This window comes from Flavobacterium chungangensis, assembly GCF_042654045.1.
Lineage (GTDB): Bacteria > Bacteroidota > Bacteroidia > Flavobacteriales > Flavobacteriaceae > Flavobacterium > Flavobacterium chungangensis.
Map to the genome: position 1 here is coordinate 46,383 of NZ_JBHSFY010000018.1, position 17,230 is coordinate 63,612.

The 17,230-nt window shown below is 33.0% G+C and carries 16 protein-coding genes; 14 read left to right on the forward strand and 2 right to left on the reverse strand.

Annotation, left to right across the window (positions count from 1 at the left end; translation table 11 throughout):
* Positions 1-120: 120 nt before the first annotated feature.
* From ACFO3N_RS22440 to ACFO3N_RS22455, 4 genes are all read left to right on the forward strand, one after another.
* The gene (locus tag ACFO3N_RS22440; RefSeq protein WP_250836192.1) at positions 121-651 is read left to right on the forward strand and encodes an RNA polymerase sigma factor; all 531 of its coding nucleotides are present in this window, start codon (positions 121-123) and stop codon (positions 649-651) included.
* On the forward strand, positions 651-1,439 hold the full coding sequence (locus ACFO3N_RS22445; protein ID WP_095931171.1) for an anti-sigma factor: 789 nt from the start codon (positions 651-653) through the stop codon (positions 1,437-1,439). The genes ACFO3N_RS22440 and ACFO3N_RS22445 overlap by 1 nt, the downstream gene beginning before the upstream one ends.
* A gap of 86 nt (positions 1,440-1,525) precedes the next feature.
* The gene (locus ACFO3N_RS22450) at positions 1,526-1,918 is read left to right on the forward strand and encodes a DoxX family protein (RefSeq protein WP_379801059.1); all 393 of its coding nucleotides are present in this window, start codon (positions 1,526-1,528) and stop codon (positions 1,916-1,918) included.
* Between the two features lie 18 nt (positions 1,919-1,936).
* A complete protein-coding gene (locus tag ACFO3N_RS22455; protein WP_379801060.1) occupies positions 1,937-2,665 on the forward strand; it encodes a DUF3667 domain-containing protein in 729 nt (242 codons plus the stop codon).
* Between the two features lie 67 nt (positions 2,666-2,732).
* Here ACFO3N_RS22455 and ACFO3N_RS22460 read toward each other — a convergent pair whose 3' ends face one another.
* Positions 2,733-3,407 (reverse strand): ArsR/SmtB family transcription factor, encoded by a 675-nt coding sequence (locus ACFO3N_RS22460; RefSeq protein WP_379801061.1) that lies wholly within the window; start codon positions 3,405-3,407, stop codon positions 2,733-2,735.
* Positions 3,408-3,579: 172 nt separating this feature from the next.
* On the opposite strand from ACFO3N_RS22460, the gene ACFO3N_RS22465 reads away from it, so the two are divergent.
* The gene (locus tag ACFO3N_RS22465) at positions 3,580-4,533 is read left to right on the forward strand and encodes an alpha/beta hydrolase (RefSeq protein ID WP_379801062.1); all 954 of its coding nucleotides are present in this window, start codon (positions 3,580-3,582) and stop codon (positions 4,531-4,533) included.
* Positions 4,534-4,604: 71 nt separating this feature from the next.
* Here the strand turns inward: ACFO3N_RS22465 and ACFO3N_RS22470 are convergent, their stop codons facing one another.
* Positions 4,605-7,826, reverse strand: coding sequence for a cytochrome c biogenesis protein CcsA (locus ACFO3N_RS22470; protein ID WP_379801063.1), 3,222 nt, complete (start codon positions 7,824-7,826; stop codon positions 4,605-4,607).
* Positions 7,827-8,114: 288 nt separating this feature from the next.
* Between ACFO3N_RS22470 and ACFO3N_RS22475 the strand changes: the two genes are divergently transcribed.
* The 9 genes from ACFO3N_RS22475 to ACFO3N_RS22515 all read left to right on the forward strand — a co-directional run bounded on the left by ACFO3N_RS22475 (position 8,115) and on the right by ACFO3N_RS22515 (position 17,165).
* Entirely contained in the window at positions 8,115-8,876 is a 762-nt protein-coding gene (locus ACFO3N_RS22475) for a Rossmann-like and DUF2520 domain-containing protein (RefSeq protein WP_379801064.1), read from the forward strand.
* Complete coding sequence (locus ACFO3N_RS22480; protein WP_379801065.1) at positions 8,860-9,387, forward strand: KdsC family phosphatase; 528 nt, start codon at positions 8,860-8,862, stop codon at positions 9,385-9,387. Before ACFO3N_RS22475 ends, ACFO3N_RS22480 begins: the two co-directional genes overlap by 17 nt.
* 76 nt (positions 9,388-9,463) lie before the next feature.
* Entirely contained in the window at positions 9,464-10,390 is a 927-nt protein-coding gene (locus tag ACFO3N_RS22485; protein WP_379801066.1) for a geranylgeranylglycerol-phosphate geranylgeranyltransferase, read from the forward strand.
* A complete protein-coding gene (locus ACFO3N_RS22490) occupies positions 10,383-10,967 on the forward strand; it encodes a Maf-like protein (RefSeq protein WP_379801067.1) in 585 nt (194 codons plus the stop codon). Before ACFO3N_RS22485 ends, ACFO3N_RS22490 begins: the two co-directional genes overlap by 8 nt.
* Positions 10,968-10,977: 10 nt before the next feature.
* Positions 10,978-11,508, forward strand: a complete 531-nt coding sequence (locus tag ACFO3N_RS22495; protein ID WP_379801068.1) for a mechanosensitive ion channel domain-containing protein — start codon at positions 10,978-10,980, stop codon at positions 11,506-11,508.
* A gap of 102 nt (positions 11,509-11,610) precedes the next feature.
* Positions 11,611-12,711, forward strand: a complete 1,101-nt coding sequence (locus ACFO3N_RS22500; protein ID WP_379801069.1) for an AI-2E family transporter — start codon at positions 11,611-11,613, stop codon at positions 12,709-12,711.
* Positions 12,712-12,789: 78 nt separating this feature from the next.
* Positions 12,790-14,622, forward strand: a complete 1,833-nt coding sequence (locus tag ACFO3N_RS22505; protein WP_379801070.1) for a hypothetical protein — start codon at positions 12,790-12,792, stop codon at positions 14,620-14,622.
* Between the two features lie 186 nt (positions 14,623-14,808).
* Positions 14,809-15,330: a hypothetical protein gene (locus ACFO3N_RS22510; protein WP_379801071.1), complete on the forward strand. Its 522-nt coding sequence runs from the start codon at positions 14,809-14,811 to the stop codon at positions 15,328-15,330.
* 209 nt (positions 15,331-15,539) lie between these two features.
* On the forward strand, positions 15,540-17,165 hold the full coding sequence (locus ACFO3N_RS22515; RefSeq protein WP_379801072.1) for an LVIVD repeat-containing protein: 1,626 nt from the start codon (positions 15,540-15,542) through the stop codon (positions 17,163-17,165).
* Positions 17,166-17,230: the final 65 nt, after the last annotated feature.

The window sequence follows — 17,230 nt, forward strand, 5'->3', positions numbered from 1 at the left end:
TTTTCTTAGGTTTTCCGTTATTAAAAAAAATATAAAAGTGAGAGAAAAATAATTTAACTTTATAACAGGTTAACATATAATGCTTCAATTTCTAATGTTTAAACTTAAAATTTCTAATTTATGAGTCAAGAAGAACTGCTAGTCTTAATTTACAAAAAGGACGAAAAAGCTTTTACCCATTTGTATGATATGTATTCAAAAAGCTTATTTTCTGTCATACATGTCCTAATCAAAAATCGAGAAGAAGCAGAAGATGTTCTGCAAGATGTTTTTGTCAAAATCTGGAAAAACATCGATTCTTATAACGAAAGTAAAGGTCGTTTTTACACCTGGATCATTAATATTGCCAGAAACACGTCGATCGATAAACTTCGTTCTAAGGACTATAATAACACACAAAAAAACCTTTCCTCAGATAATTTCGTAAATCTGTTAGATGAGAGTAATAAATTAAGCCACAAACTCGATGCAATTGGAATTCAAGAATTCGTAAAGAAACTGAAACCAAAATGTATCGAAATAATTAACCTATTATTCTTTAAAGGATATACCCAGCAAGAAGCTTCAGAAGAATTGGCAATGCCACTGGGAACTATCAAAACACAAAACAGAAACTGTATTAACGATTTACGTAATTATTTGAAAGTATAATGGAAGCACAAGAATATATAGAATCAGGAATTTTAGAGCTATACGTTTATGGCTTACTGAGCGAAAAAGAAAATTTAGAAATAGCAGAACTAGCAAAAAAATCACCCGAAGTTGATCAAGAAATCATTTCGATAGAAAAAGCTATAATTGCCCTTTCGTCGAGCTTCTCTCCTTTCCATTCTGTGGAAAATTTTGAAAAAATTAAAGCTCGTCTGGAACTTAAACACGGGAAAGTAGTCGAACTGAAACCAACTTCAAACTGGTCTCAATATGTAGGCTGGGCCGCTGCAGTACTATTATTGCTAGGTTTGGGATATCAGACTTTAGAATTAACAAAAACTAAAGAAGCAATCTCGACTGTTGGAAATGAAAAAAATAAAATTCAACGCGAATACGCTTTCTTAGATCAGCAGAATAAACAAACTGAAAAAAATCTAAGCATTGTAAGAGATATCAAAAATACCGGAGTAACTCTTGGCGGTCAAGCCGTTTCTCCAGCTTCTTTTGCAAAAGTATACTGGAATAAACAGACTAAAACGACTTATATTGATGCTGCAGGTTTACCAGATCCTCCAAAAGGAATGGTTTATCAGGTTTGGTCTTTAAAGTTAAGTCCTGTTCTTACTCCTACAAGTATTGGTTTACTGGATGATTTTGAAGGAAATAAACAAAAAATCTTTGCTGTAAGCCAAACCGATTCGGCTGAGGCTTTTGGAATTACATTGGAGCCTGCTGGCGGAAGTTTAACACCAACAATGGAACAGCTTTATACTTTAGGAAAAGTTTAAAACTTATTTTTTATAAAAAGCTAAAACGCATATTTACAGTAATATGCGTTTTTTTTTATTATTTTTAATTCACCAAAAACCAATTTATGAGTGCAAATTTACTTTTGAGAATTGCTGTGGCTATTATCCTTTTAACCCATTCCGTTTTCGGAATGTTTAATAATGGTATTCATGATTTTGGAAATCTTTTTCTAAATCAAATTGGTTTTGCTCCTTATGGCGTATTTTTAGCTTGGAGCATCAAATTATCTCATGTTATAGCGGCGGTACTTTTGTTAGCAAACAAATATGTTAAACTTGCTGGTTTTGTAACCATTTTTGTTCTTATAATGGGAATCATTCTAGTGCATTTTAAAGAAGGCTGGTTTGTTGTGGGCGGCGGAAGAAACGGTGTCGAATATAATTTTCTGCTGATAATAGTTTTATTGGCAATTATGTATCCTAACGGAATCATAAGAAAGCAAAAAAGTAATTCATAAACCAAATATGGAACTGAAATGGAAATAATGTGTAAAAATTGCCATCAGATCTTTACAGGTCATTATTGCAATAATTGCGGTCAGCCTGCAGAAACACACAAGATCAATATTCATTTTTTGTGGCACGACATTCAGCACGGTTTATTGCATTTTGATAAAGGTATTTTGTATTCTCTAAAACAATTGTTTACAAGGCCAGGCCATTCTATTCGCGAATTTATAGAAGGAAAAAGAGTTCGTCATTTCAAGCCTTTATCATTGGTTGTGGTTCTTGCAACGCTTTATGGGGTTTTATACCACTATTTTCACATTAATACTTTTGATTCGGTAAAGAGTCCAAACATAGATTCTGATTATTTAAACGAATTTTTCGCGACCCATTTCTCATGGGTAACAGTAGCTTCCATTCCTATTTATACTATTGGTACGTATCTCGTTTTTAGAAAACAAGGTTATAATTTTGTGGAACTTTTTGTGCTAAATACTTTCAAAGCCGCGCAAAGAATTGCTGTACAGCTATTAACCATACCAGCGTTGATTCTTTTCAATCATACTTCACACATACAGCAGTATTCTTATACTATGTATATTATTGGTATTGTTTTAATCTTTTGGACCAACATTCAGTTCTTCAATAAAATATCTAAAACAAAAGCATTTTTCTTATCCATATTAAGTCATCTTATCTTTTTATTTTGTTTTTTAATACTAACTGCTATTGTACTTGTTCTCTCAGGTAAATTTTAAGATTAGACATAAATAAAAGCCCCACATGATGTTGAGCCTTTTTTAAAATTATTTCTCGTATTAAAAATTACACCACTAACTTCAGTTTATTGTATAAACCTTTTTGTCCATTGGCGGTTATCAATACAGCTCTTGAGTTATCAATTCTCCTAATCCAGTCCAGCTCAAACATTTTATTTAAAAATGCCGTCGCTAATGATCCTGAAAAATGATGTTTTCTTTCACTCCAATCGAGACAGGGTTTTGCAAAAATTCTTCTTTGTTTTTTTAAAACCGTAACATCAATTCCAAAATCAGCAAAAAACTGTTCTCCTTTGTCTGTTACCAAGAATGCTTTGTTATCTAGTACGATGTACTTTTCGTCAATTAATTTTACCGTTATTTCAACACCAATTTTACCTGCCAAGTGATCATAACAAGTCCTGCAAAATTTAATTTTAGAATCCTTATTGGTTACTTTTTGCTGTCTATCTTTAGGAACCAAATTTGCAATTCCTTCAATAACACTGGCTATTTCTGGATTTAACAACTTGTAATATTTGTGCCTTCCCTGGCTTTCAACAGTCAATAAATCAGCTTTTAACAATTTAGATAAATGAATACTAATGTTTTGCGGCGATGTTTCTACAATATTAGCCAGTTCAATAGCTGTATACGCTCTGTTATCCAATAGTGTCCACAATATTACTGACCGTACAGGATCTCCTATTATGGAGCTTATTTTGCTAATTTCATGATTCATATGCTGACAATGATAGTTAAGTTTCTATTTAAGTTTCAAAAGTAATCCTATTTTAATTTTGCAGAAAAAATCAATGAAAATAATAATAGTTTTATCTCTGTTTTTGTCCTTTGCTCCTATGGGGAATACACAAAACAAGGTAAGAATTTCAAATTCTAAAAAAACAAATTCAATGGAAATTTTAAAAATTCAGAGCCATATTGCTGAGCTAAAACTTGCAATCAATCATATCGCTCCACAAAAGCCTTCAAACGATTATCCTATACTTTTTGTTCATGGTTCATCATTTCCTTCGGCACTTTCTTTTGGTTTTGAAATGAATAATACTTCTTGGATGAAAAATTTATCAGAAAACGGATATAATGTTTATGCACTTGATTTTCTTGGCTATGGTAATTCTGACAGATATCCCGAAATGAAAAATCCTTCTGATAAAATTGTTGGAAGAGCCATGGAAGCTTCTTTGGATATTGAAAAAGCGGTAAATTTTATTTTAAAAGAAACAGGAAAAAATAAGATTTATTTAATAGGTCATTCTTGGGGAGGTTCTGTTGCTGCATTATGCGCTTCTAAAATGTCAAACAAAATAGAAAAACTAGTTTTGTTTGCTGCAATTACAGCAAGAAATGAGAGTTCTGAAAATGAAAAAATTACATCATCATTTGAAGAAATGACTCCTCTGCAACGCATAAATGCAATGAAAAGTCTCACGCCAGCAGGAAAGGAATGCCAGTTAGAACCCGAAATATTTGAAACTTGGGGAGAAATTTGGAAAAATAGTGATCCTTTATCTGGAAATTCAAAAAATGCTACGGTTCGATACCCATCAGGTCCTTCTGCAGATGTTTCTGACTTATTACATAATAATCCTTATTACGATCCCAAAAAAATAACTGCAAAAACATTGGTCATAAGAGGCGAATGGGATCTATATCCTAATAATAGCGACGCTGAAGGTTTATTTCTTTCTCTAGAAAATGCGGCGTCGAAAAAATATGTCGTTATTCAAAAAGGAACACATGTAATGCATTTAGAAAAAAGCCGAAATGAGCTATATAATGAAACTTTAATTTTTTTAAATAATGATATAAATATTTTTAAAAATAAAGAATATGATTCTAAGTAAATAAGTAATATAAAAAAAAGCTCAACATCATGTTGAGCTTTTTTTATGAATTAATAATTATTGCAAATTATTTATTTCTTCACTTTTTTAGTTTTATAATATTTGCGATACTTCGGATATGTTACCGCTCCAATTATAGAGATTGTAATCAAACAATAATAAATCCAGCTTAATGAATGTGCTTCTCCGCTTGCGTAAGAGTGTAAACCAACCAAGTGGAAATTTACTCCATAGTAGGTAAACAAGATCGAAACAAAAGCAAACATACTCATTAAATTAAAGAACCATTTTCCTCTTAGAGCAGGAACAAAACGAGCGTGAATTACAAATGCATACACCATAATTGAGATTAAGGCCCAAGTTTCTTTTGGATCCCATCCCCAGTAACGACCCCAGCTTTCATTTGCCCATTGTCCTCCTAAGAAGTTTCCAATCGTTAGCATGATAAGACCAATAGTCAAAGCCATTTCGTTAATGTAACTTACTTCTTTAATATGTAAATCCATTTTGGCTTTATTTTTATCATTGGTAAAGAAAATCAATAGTAAAGCAACAAAACCTAAAATCATTCCTAACGCAGTCGGACCATAACTTGCTACGATAACTGCTACGTGAATCATTAACCAATACGAATTAAGAACTGGCTGTAAGTTTGCAATTTCTGGATCGATCCAGTTCATGTATGCCGCCATTAAGATCATAGCTGTAACAAATGCAGATGAAGCAATTGTAAGTTTCGATTTTCTATCAAAAGCCAATCCAAAGAACATCGTAGACCAAGCTACATATACAATAGATTCGTATGCGTTACTCCAAGGTGCGTGACCCGAAATATACCAGCGCGCAATTAATCCAACGGTATGAAGCGCAAACAATAATCCGATAATAATATGAAAGCCATTTACAGTAAATCTTAACCATTTCTTCTCAAAGAAAATATTAAGAATCGTAAACATCAGCATAATGATAGATGCTGTAATGTACCAATATGGCAATACTTTAAAAACATCATATTTATTATATGCAATCTCGGCATCAATTTTATCTTCACTTGGCCTTACTTTAGCTCCAAATTTCTTTTGGAAACCATTAATACTTTCAACCAAGTTATCGGCCGTATCAAAGTTTTTCTGAATAGATCCATTATTTAATGCACTAAAGTATAATGGTAGAATTTGTTTTACGTAAGTAGAATCCATTCCTTTAAAACCAGCACTTTCGCGCTCTAAATAAGAAACCCATTTGTGATTTGGATCATTTGGAATTGGAAAAATTCTTAAAATGCTTCCACTTAATGCCGATTCCATTAAGTTTACTTTTTTATCGGTTTCAACAAAATCTTTCTCAAAATTATTTGGATTTGCTGCTTTATAAGCTGCATCTAAATATGGAGATAATTTATAGTTTCCTTGCTCGTCAAAGAATTTTACAAATGGAGCGTATTGATCTTTAGAATCGATTCCGATAATTTTACGGATACTGTCATTTCCAGATTTAATGTAAATTAATGGAATCTGAATCCAAACCTGTGCATACTGCGTCATAGATAAGAAAACCTGATCAGAATTCATTCCGTTGTATTTATCATTATGACTTACTTTACGAAGTAATTCAGATGAAAACGTATTAATTGGCTTCATTCTACCTCCAGCATCCTGAATAATCAAACGACCAAATTTTGCCGCGTGTGCTTCTGGCGCTTTATAAATATTCAATAAAGAATCTAACTGTTTCTTGCTTGGCGGAGCCGTAACGTGATTGGCATGATCATTTGGATCTGCCGAATGCTCGTGATCATGATTATGATCATGAGAATGAACATGAGGCGTTTGCTGTGCAAATCCGTTCAAACTAATCAATAAAACTAAAATAGTAATTAGCTTTTCTTTTTTCTTTTGAATAGCGTCAAGCTTACGTTTCAAATCACCAAAACGAGAATGTTTAGTAAACATAATTGCCATTAGACCAATGTATAATAGATAATAACCAAAATAAGTAATGTTTGTTCCCCAGAAATCGTGGTTGACAGATAAAACAGTTCCTTTTTCGTCTGGATCAAATGAAGACTGAAAGAAACGGAATCCTTTATAATCTAAAACGTGGTTCATAAAAATATCAGCATCAAAAGTTTCTGTAGAATCTTGAACAGTTACTTTACTTTTGTATGAAGAATAACTTTTTTCTGTTCCAGGATATTTCTCTGCAATAAAATCGTTCAAACGAACTTTAAATGGCAAAATATAAGCTTTACTTCCGTAGAATAAAGAATACTCTATGTTGCCAATTTTTACTGTTTTAGCTTCTCCAACTTGTCCTTTAGAACCAAAAAGCATCACTTCTTTTTCTTGTCCTTCAGCTTTTACTTTAACTACTAAAGCGTCAGAATGAGATTTTGCTTTAAAATCATTATTCGATTCATAATCCACTTTTCCTTTCAATGGTGGCTCAGGAAATACAATTCTAATATCTCCAATGCTATATAAAGAACGCATCATTAAAGGCTGTACATTATCTTTTGTAACTTTTCCTTTAAATTGATCAGCCATTCGCATAAATTCACCTTCAAAAGGAGTCTGGATTGTATATTCTTTTCCAGTGGTATTAATGTTAATGGCACCGTCTGTCTGCTTATTTAAAGCAAATAAAACATTGTGAATGTTCTGAACTTCACCCTCTTTTAGGTAATGTTCTTCTCTTCCACCCGCTCCGGCTTCAACCAATTTAAGGTATAAAGTTCCGTTTGGATCTGGCTTAACCACTTCTTTTGCCCCCATGATATAGTTCGAATAGGTAACTTCAAAAGGAGTTTCGTCAAATTTTCCTGAAATGCTAAAGTCATTATTGGTAACAGGAGACAATAATAGATTTTTTTCAAAAACCCTTCTTTTCATTTCTCCTTTATATTCACCATCAGCAAAAATGGTCAAAAAGGTTTTATCTGAATACACTTGGTTTTCTGCCGCGCCTTCACGAATTGGCATCATCCCTTCGTAACTAATATATCTTGTAATAAAAGCTCCTAAAATGATAAAAACAAAAGCAAGGTGCAATAAAAGAGTTGCCCATTTTTCTTTTTTATGCAATTGATATTTTTTGATATTTCCGAAGAAATTAAGCATAAAGATGGCCATAATTGCCTCAAACCACCAAGTATTGTAAATTAGTATTCTAGCCGTATCGGTATTGTATTTACTTTCGATAAAAGTTCCAATACCCATTGCAATTGCGAATGTTAAAAAAAGAACGGCCATTAATCGTGTAGAAAACAAAAAAGAGAATATTTTTTTATCCATTTCTTAGGAATTACATTGTATAAAAGTGCGACAAAAGTACTTAAAAATGTTGATTAGCAGGCTTTGCCTTTTGTTAATAAAAACCAAAAATAAGGACTATTTTTTAAACGAATTGGTAATATGGAAAGTTAAAACCTACAAAACAGATGTGCTTTTTTTGAATAATTGTTTTTAGCTAAAAAGTGTGAGAATTCTAACTAAAACCAGAAGACAATAAAAACTTCAAAAAAGCATTATCAATATTCAATAGTCTCCCGCATTAAAAAAAATAATACTAATTTTGCTTTCATGATTCAGATAACAATAATCGGTTCCGGCAATGTTGCACAGCATTTGATAAAGGCTTTTTCTGCCAGCAAAATTGTTGAAATTAAACAGGTTTTTTCACGAAAGAAAGGAGCCTTACTCCATCTAATTGATTCTGAAAAGATTGTTACCGATTTTCAAGCATTAGAACCTGCTGATTTGCATATTATTTCAGTTTCAGATAATGCCATTACAGAAGTTTCAGAACAGCTTCCGTTTAACAACCAATTGGTCGTTCATACTTCTGGAACATCTTCCATTGAACTTTTAGATCCTAAAAACAGACGTGGTGTTTTTTATCCGCTTCAGACGTTTTCTAAAAATAAAGATTTAGATTATTCTGTTGTTCCTTTCTGTTTGGAAGCAGAGAATACAGCCGATTTCAAACTTTTAGAAACCATTGCAAAAAGTGTTTCAACTGCGGTTTATTCTATAAGTTCAGAACAGCGCAAGGCACTTCATGTTGCTGCAGTATTTGTTAGCAATTTTACGAATCATTTGTATCAAATGGGGCACGAAATCTGCGAAGAAAACCAAGTTCCTTTTGCTGTTTTAAAGCCTCTAATCCAGGAAACAGCAGATAAAATCAATACACTCGATCCTATTGATGCACAAACAGGCCCAGCGATACGCCACGATTCTAACACAACCGATGCGCATATGGCCTTTTTACAAGACGAAAACAAAAAAAATATCTATAAAATCCTAACACAATCTATACAGCATAATGGGAAAAAGTTATAAAGAAATAATGAATGACATCACAACGTTTGTTTTTGATGTAGATGGCGTACTTACAGACGGTTCTGTTTTTGTAACCAATGAAGGCGAAATGTTAAGAACAATGAACATTCGTGATGGCTATGCAATGAAAGCAGCTATTGAAAGTGGTTACCATGTATGCATTATTTCTGGCGGAAGCAATGAAGGCGTTCGTGTTCGTCTTCGCAATTTGGGCGTTAATGATATTCATTTAGGAACTCCTGATAAAGTAAAAACTTTTAATGCTTACTGCGAAAGCAACAATATTAAACCCGAAAATGTGTTGTATATGGGAGACGATATCCCTGATTTTCATGTAATGAAATTAGTTGGACTTCCAACTTGTCCGCAAGATGCTAGTCCAGAAATTAAAACACTATGCCGCTACATCTCACACGTAAAAGGAGGACGCGGTGCTGCAAGAGACGTTATCGAGCAAGTGATGAAAGTGCAAGGAAAATGGATGGATTATTTTAACGCAAAACACGATTAAGTAATCAGTCGCAGTTTTCAATTAGCTCCACACCTTTGAACCTTTGTTCCTCTGAACCTTTGTAACTTCAAAAAAAATGAAATTCCTAAAACTTATTCGTTATAAAAACCTTTTGATGCTTGCTTTTATGCAGCTGCTTTTTCGCTATGACTTTTTAAAACAACAGCAAGTTCCGCTGGCATTGGCTGACTGGCAATACGGTTTGCTGGTTTTAAGCACCGTTCTATTGGCTGCTGCAGGTTATGTAATCAATAATATTTACGATGTAGGAACTGATAGTATCAACAAACCGCAAAATGTTGTCGTTGGAAAAGGAATTACAGAAACTGCTGCTTATAATATTTATATAGGTTTAAATATTTCTGGCGTTGCAATTGGTTTTATTCTTTCGAATATTATTATGAGGCCGACTTTTGCATCACTTTTTATTCTAATTGCTTCGCTTCTATATTTTTATTCTACGAGTCTAAAACAAATTATGATTTTAGGCAATTTCGTAGTGGCATTGCTTTTGGCTGTAAGCGTTTTGATTATTGGTGTTTTTGATCTTTTTCCTGCTACAACAGGCGAGAATCAAGCCCAAATGGCAAGTCTTTTTTCTATTCTAATAGACTATGCCTTATTTGCTTTTATGATTAATTTTATTCGTGAAATTATAAAAGATATCGAAGATGTAAATGGCGATTACAATATGGGAATGAATACGTTACCTGTTGCAATAGGAGTTAATAGAGCAGCCAAAATAGCTTTGGGCTTTGCCGTTGTTGCGTTTATTATGTGTGCGCTTTATTGCAATACGTACTTCATGCAAAACAAGCTTTACATTTCAGTATTTTATGCTTTTGCGACCGTTTTAGCGCCTTTACTTTATTTTATAGTAAAAATATTCAGTGCAAAATCTCAAAAGGAATTTCATCATTTAAGCAACATCTTAAAACTTATTTTATTCTTTGGAATCCTATCAATATTGGTTATTGCCTTAAATATCAAATACAATGCTTAAAGAAAAACTAAAAAAATATAAAATCATTTTAGCTTCGGGTTCTCCGCGTAGACAGCAATTTTTTAAGGATTTAGATCTTGATTTTGAAATTCGTTTAAAAGATGTTGAAGAAATTTATCCGCCAGAATTAAAAGCAGCCGAAATTACCGATTATCTTGCTGAATTAAAGGCCAATGCTTTTGAAGGAGAATTGAAAGAAAATGAAATCTTGGTTACAAGCGACACCATTGTTTGGCACCAGAATAAAGCTTTAGGAAAGCCTAAAAGTGCCGAAGAAGCATTTGATATGATTAAATCGATGTCTAATGCTACTCATGAAGTCATTACTTCTGTTTGTTTTAAAACTAAAGACTCCTCTACTCTTTTGCATGATATCACAAAAGTAACCTTCAACGATTTGTCAGACGAAGCTATTTTATATTATATAGAAAACTACAAACCTTACGACAAAGCTGGTGCTTATGGCATTCAGGAATGGTTTGGTTTTATGGCAGTTGCAAAAGTAGAAGGCTCTTATACCAATGTAATGGGGCTTCCGACAGCCAAAGTTTACGATTTTTTGACTACATTAGTGTAAAAATTTATTTATGTTTTCTTTTAAAGAGTATAGCCGAGAAATAATAGCAACAATCATTCTTATTGGTGTTTTGATTGTACTACGTATAGTAATTGCTAAACTAATAAAGCAATTTGCGGCTACAAGCCAATTATTTGAACATCGTACCAATCTAATTATCAAGTATATTAACATTTTAATGAATATACTTGTTGTAACCACTTTAATTGTAATCTGGGGAGTTCAAACAGAAGATATTTTTATCACCATTTCTTCTATTGCAACTGTAATTGGTGTTGCTATGTTTGCCCAATGGTCTATTTTAAGCAATATCACTTCCGGAATGGTTTTATTCTTCTCTTTTCCTTTTAGAATTGGAGATACTATTAAAATTCATGATAAAGATTTTCCAATTGAAGCTGAAATCGAAGATATTAATACTTTCCATGTGAGCTTAAAAACAAAAGAAGGAGAAAAAATTGTTTTCCCAAACAATTTGCTGCTTCAAAAAGGAATTTCGATTATTCCAGCAAAATATGAAGAGCGAGAGTTTTTTGACTAAAATGTAATGGGAATTTTATAACGGGCGCGAAAAAAGCTAGAACGTAAAAAGACAAATAAAGTGTAATATTTGTTTTATAAATTCAGCTAAATAAAATAAAAAATGACTAGGCCCATAACATTACCCTTTTATGCAAAACTTTCCTTTATTCTTATTACTTTAATTTGTTTTGCATTCATTTTTTGCCTCGGAAAAGATATTCTTACACCTATTTTAATGGCATTCTTATTTGCCGTTTTACTCCTTCCGATTTTTACTTTTCTAAAGACCAAACTTAAGTTTCCTAGGCATCTCGCTGCTATAGTCTGTCTTGCTATTTTCATTTCTATTGTGGTTGGAATTCTAGTTTTTATATCCTACCAAGTCACTTACATGGCAAATGATTTTGATACTATAAAGAAAAATGCAAACTCTTTTATTGTCGAAATTCATAAGTTTATAAGAGAAAATTTTCAGGTAAGCATTGGCGAACAGAAAAAATATTTGGATTCTGTTACAAAAGATTCGGTCAAAACGGGTCAGGCTAAACTTGGTTCGTTTATAATTTCGATAAGCGATGTTCTTTTGGACAGTACCATTATGATCATTTACACTTTTTTGTTTTTAATCTATAAAGAACATTTTAAACTGTTTTTTGCCAAATTGATCAAACAGGAAAATCATGGTATTCTTCAAGATATTTTGTCTCAGATAAAAGTTTCGATCAATAATTACATCGTCAGTTTAATTATCGAAATGATTGTGGTTTCGGTATTGACGAGTTTAGGTTTGTGGATCATTGGCGTGAAATATTTTGTTCTTCTGGGATTGATTACAGGAATTTTGAACTTGATTCCTTATATCGGAATTTTTGTTGCAGGAGTTATAACCGTTTTAGCATCATTAACTGGATCTGGAGAAATTTCAGTAATCCTCGGAATTTTGATTATAAACGTTATTGTTCAGTTTATTGATAATAATCTCCTTGTGCCATTAATTATTAATTCTAAAGTAGAAATAAACGCTTTTGTTTCTATTATGGGAATTATTGTTGGAGGTGCCGCTGCTGGAATTGCCGGAATGTTCTTAGCCATTCCTCTTCTAGCTATTTTGAAAATAATTTTTGATCGAATTGATTCGCTCTCTGCTTGGGGTTATCTTATGGGGAATCACGTTCCTCGGAAATTTGCTTGGAGAAAAAGAAAAACTACAACAGAAAATTAAAAATAACGTTATGCTAGCATAGCATCTATTTATTCCTTAAATTCATAAAACTTATAATTATTAGAAGAAAATTACCGAATGTCTTTAAACAAAAAAATACTGTTTTTTATTTTGCTGTGCCTTTGTTTACAAAGCGGGTATGCGCAGGTAAATGAAAATAAAAAAGAGCCAAAAAAAGAGAAAGACACTACGGAAATTTACACTAAGATTAGAAATTATTCTAAGAAAAATAAATTTACGCAGACCATGCATAAATTATTCTTTAGATCTAAAAAGTCGAAGAAAAAAGACGAATTGCTTGTTCCCATTGATTCAACAAATTACGATGGGAAAATTATTCGAAAAATAAATATTATTACTCTTGATCCTTTTGGATATTCTGTTGCCGATACTACTCTAACTCCTAAAAACTGGGGAGAAAGAATGGGTAATAGACTGCACTTAAAAACAAAGAAAATAGCCATTTACAACTTGTTGCTTTTTAAGAGAAACACTCGTTACGACACTTATAAAGTTATAGAGTCTGAGCGTTTGATTCGTGCGCAACGATATGTTACTGCAGTTAGAATTTCCAATCAGACAGTTGGGCAAGCTTCAGATTCTGTAGATGTTACCATTCGTGTTTTAGATTCCTGGAGTACAATTCCGAGATTTTCTATTTCGAGCAATCAAGTTTCGGTAGGTTTTAAAGAAAAAGATTTTTTTGGAAGTGGACAACAGCTTGAATATCGTTTTACCAATCGTTTTGATGACGGTCAAAATGCCAATGAAGTAACGTATACTGTTCCCAATATTAAGAATACTTATATAGGAACTGTTTTCCATTACAAAATGGATTTAGATAACAATTACATTAAAAGCATCGATATCGAACGAGACTTCTACTCTCCCCTGACCAAATGGGCGGGCGGATTTTATATGGATGAAAGTTTTAGAAAAGATACACTTCAGGCTCCAGATTCTACATTTGCTTATCAGCCCAAAAAATACACCTCGCAAGATGTTTGGGCGGGACGTGCTTTTAAAGTATTTGAAGACAATCACGAAGCTATAACCAACCTTGTTACTACTGCTCGTTTTTTGAATGTCAACTACAGTGAGTCACCATCTGATCTTTACGATCCGAACCATTTTTATTCTTCTGAAAAGCTAATTCTGGGCGGAATTGGATTGAACACAAGAAAATTTATCAAAGACAGCTATATTTTTAGAAATGGACAAACAGAAGATGTCCCGATAGGACGAATATATGGTGTTACTTTTGGATATCAGTACAAAAACACTTTTTGGCGGCCTTATGTTGGGGCTCAATTCTCTTTTGGAAATTATTACCGTTTAGGATTTTTAAGTATGAATTTTGAAGCGGGAACTTTTTTTCATCAATCCAAAACTTACCAAACTTCATTTCTATTTGAATCCAATTATTTTACGAAACTATTTAGCGTCGGAAATTGGAAAATTAGACAATTCGTAAATCCGAAAGTAGTAATTGGAATAAATCGTGATGACATAATTGGAGATCAGCTGAATATAAATCAAGAAAACGGAATTCCGGGATTTAACAGTTACTTGTACGGAAGCAGTAAAGCTGTTTTATCCTTGCAGACACAAACGTATTCGCCACACTCTTTACTTGGATTTCGTTTAAACCCATTTTTCAATTATTCCATTGCAGTATTAGGAAGTCCAGAAATGGCAATGACAAAGAGCAAACCCTATTCTAAGCTTACCGTAGGATTAGTAATTAGTAATGACTACTTGGTTTTCAGTTCATTTCAGCTTTCTTTATCTTATTATCCAAGTATTCCACAGCAAGGCGATAATGTTTTCAAAACCAATACTTTTGAAACTACCGATTACAGACTTCAAAGTTTTGAGCTTGCAAAGCCTAGAGTTGTCAATTACCGATAATTTTTTTGGTTTTTTTAAGAATTCCAAAAACAATTAAAATCTTTGTAAATCAATAAATTAACCATTATCAATCGTTTTCTTCACTCGTTGAAATGCATTTTTACTCGACAAAATACATCTGCTTGTATTTTTTGGCACAGTATATGAATATCCCTATTCAAGATTAACATTATAAAATAAAAAAAGATGAAAACGATAAAATTAGCAATCGCCGGATTATTTCTAATGGTTGCAAACGCCACACAAGCTCAAGTATCGGTTAACGTAAATATTGGTGCTCCACCGGCTTGGGGACCAGTAGGATATACAGAAATGGAATATTACTATCTTCCAGATGTTGAGGCTTACTACGATGTTCGTGCTGCTCAATTTATCTATTTCGGAGGAGGAAAATGGGTAAGAGCAACATACTTGCCAAGACAATATAGAAACTATGATTTGTATGGAGGTTACAAAGTAGTTTTGACAGATTATCACGGTAGAACTCCTTATACTTATTTTGACCGTCATAGAGTGAAATATTACAAAGGATACCACGGAGCTCCACAAAGACCATACAAACCAAGACCTGTTTATGGTTACAGTGAGCGTCGTCACTACGATCGTAAAGATTACAAACATTACGACAAACACAATAAACATGATAAACACCGTGACAGACATGATCATGATGATCACGATCGCGGGCATGGACATGGTAGAAGATAATAATGCTAAATTATTAGCAATCAATACAAGAGAGTATCAAAAAAATGATACTCTCTTTTTTTTATGATTTGTTTAATGGGATCTTTTGTTAAAATGCTGTATATTTAATATAAATAACTGTATTACAATAAGTTTCGCTTAAAAATCTCATTTGTAATATATTTATAATATATATTTGCGCCGAATTTTAAAATCCAAAAAAGAAATTTATGAAAAAGAATGTTTATTTGCTTTCATTTTTAGCAATGTCACTGTTAATAGGTTGTGACGATAACAATGACAACAAAAACGATGGACAATCGTCAAATAACATTACCATTACCTCAGATCAATCTACATTAAACCAAAGACTTGACTTAACTAATTCTGGGGTAATTTCGATCGAAAATGGTGCTTTAGCAGGAAAATCTGCAGAGACCACCAGCACTTCTTTTCCTCTTGTTCAAATTGCCGAAGTAAAACCGCCAGTTGATGCAAACGGAAGAACGTTACAAGCTAGTCACGTTACTGTAAACGGAAATTACGCCTATGTTTCTTATATTATGAGAGGCGATGCTTATTCTGGAGCTATTGACGTGATTGATGTTTCTGATCCATACAAGCCAAAATTGGTCACTTCTGCCCTAATTCCAAGCACAGATATTACCTCACTGACTTTTTCAGGATCAAATTTAATTATCGGAGCTGCTAAAGATGTGGACAAAGACACTCAACTAGCAGGGAATCCGGCAATTGTGTTTAATATGGAATTAAGTTCAGGATTGCTTACAGATAAATTGAAAACAAATTACTTAGAAAGTAGAGTCACAACAGATGTAGCTGCTAATGCTTCTAATTATTTTGCTGTAACGGGAGACAACGGAAGTTTGTTTAAAGTAAACAGTTCTACAAAAGTAATTGCAGGAAAAGCCGCTATGGCCGATTTGCGTTCTATTGCTTTAACAAGTGATAAAGTTGTTACTTTAAGCGGAACCAAAGGCGTTAACATTTACAATCAGTCTACTCTTGCTTTGCAAAAAAGCTTTACAACATCTAATGATGTAAGCGGGGCAAAAAGAACAATGGATATTGACGGAACAAAACTTTTTGTTTCTGAAGGTCCAAATGGTCTTGGCGTATACGACATTAACAGTGGATCAAAATTGCAAACTATCGGAATTACAACTGCAGGTGAAGATAACGTAACTAATGCAGTTTCTTTTAATGACGGTTATGCTTTTGTTGCTAATGGAGCATTAGGCCTTAATGTATATCAATCTGCAACACAGCTTAATTTATTAGGTTCGGTTGGAATTGCAGGTTCTTCAAACTATGTAAAATCAAGCGGAAATTACATTTATGTAGCAAGCGGAACTGGAGGTTTGAAAATCATTAAAATGGAGAAACCAAATACTACTTTTGCGAGCTGTTTAACTTATGGTTTATACAATCAAGGTAGAGATTTGATTTTAAATTCTAATGAAATAAAATCGTACCAAGGAGCAACAGCTATTAATTCAGCAATCATTAATTCTGGTGCAGTTTTAACACATTGTGGTTCTATTACTGTTCTTAGCAACTTAACACTAAATAGCGGTGGTACTTTTAACATGAGAGGAAGTTTATCTCAAGGTAAATACCAGCAATCATCTCCTACAGAATTAGTTATCAATAGCAATGCTACATTACAAGTTGAAGGATCTGTTGTAATTTGGGGAGATTTGAGATTGAATAGTGGCGCTAAAATCAATTTCATTGGCAATACTTCTTCTATCACTATTTATGGAAAAGTTACAAAAGGTACTGGCGTAACTATTACAGGAAACTACGTTGATACAGAAAACAAACTGAAATAAGCAGTAAAACGGCATCAAATATATATTTTTAAGAAGCTGTCAGAACCAATCTGGCAGCTTTTTTT

What these genes read in the sequence shown, in the direction of transcription:
- ACFO3N_RS22440 (WP_250836192.1), top strand. Translation starts at nt 121, where the DNA reads ATGAGTCAAGAAGAACTGCTAGTCTTAATTTACAAAAAGGACGAAAAA.
- ACFO3N_RS22445 (WP_095931171.1), top strand. Translation starts at nt 651, where the DNA reads ATGGAAGCACAAGAATATATAGAATCAGGAATTTTAGAGCTATACGTT.
- ACFO3N_RS22450 (WP_379801059.1), top strand. Translation starts at nt 1,526, where the DNA reads ATGAGTGCAAATTTACTTTTGAGAATTGCTGTGGCTATTATCCTTTTA.
- ACFO3N_RS22455 (WP_379801060.1), top strand. Translation starts at nt 1,937, where the DNA reads ATGGAAATAATGTGTAAAAATTGCCATCAGATCTTTACAGGTCATTAT.
- ACFO3N_RS22460 (WP_379801061.1), bottom strand. Translation starts at nt 3,407, where the DNA reads ATGAATCATGAAATTAGCAAAATAAGCTCCATAATAGGAGATCCTGTA.
- ACFO3N_RS22465 (WP_379801062.1), top strand. Translation starts at nt 3,580, where the DNA reads ATGGAAATTTTAAAAATTCAGAGCCATATTGCTGAGCTAAAACTTGCA.
- ACFO3N_RS22470 (WP_379801063.1), bottom strand. Translation starts at nt 7,826, where the DNA reads ATGGATAAAAAAATATTCTCTTTTTTGTTTTCTACACGATTAATGGCC.
- ACFO3N_RS22475 (WP_379801064.1), top strand. Translation starts at nt 8,115, where the DNA reads ATGATTCAGATAACAATAATCGGTTCCGGCAATGTTGCACAGCATTTG.
- ACFO3N_RS22480 (WP_379801065.1), top strand. Translation starts at nt 8,860, where the DNA reads ATGGGAAAAAGTTATAAAGAAATAATGAATGACATCACAACGTTTGTT.
- ACFO3N_RS22485 (WP_379801066.1), top strand. Translation starts at nt 9,464, where the DNA reads ATGAAATTCCTAAAACTTATTCGTTATAAAAACCTTTTGATGCTTGCT.
- ACFO3N_RS22490 (WP_379801067.1), top strand. Translation starts at nt 10,383, where the DNA reads ATGCTTAAAGAAAAACTAAAAAAATATAAAATCATTTTAGCTTCGGGT.
- ACFO3N_RS22495 (WP_379801068.1), top strand. Translation starts at nt 10,978, where the DNA reads ATGTTTTCTTTTAAAGAGTATAGCCGAGAAATAATAGCAACAATCATT.
- ACFO3N_RS22500 (WP_379801069.1), top strand. Translation starts at nt 11,611, where the DNA reads ATGACTAGGCCCATAACATTACCCTTTTATGCAAAACTTTCCTTTATT.
- ACFO3N_RS22505 (WP_379801070.1), top strand. Translation starts at nt 12,790, where the DNA reads ATGTCTTTAAACAAAAAAATACTGTTTTTTATTTTGCTGTGCCTTTGT.
- ACFO3N_RS22510 (WP_379801071.1), top strand. Translation starts at nt 14,809, where the DNA reads ATGAAAACGATAAAATTAGCAATCGCCGGATTATTTCTAATGGTTGCA.
- ACFO3N_RS22515 (WP_379801072.1), top strand. Translation starts at nt 15,540, where the DNA reads ATGAAAAAGAATGTTTATTTGCTTTCATTTTTAGCAATGTCACTGTTA.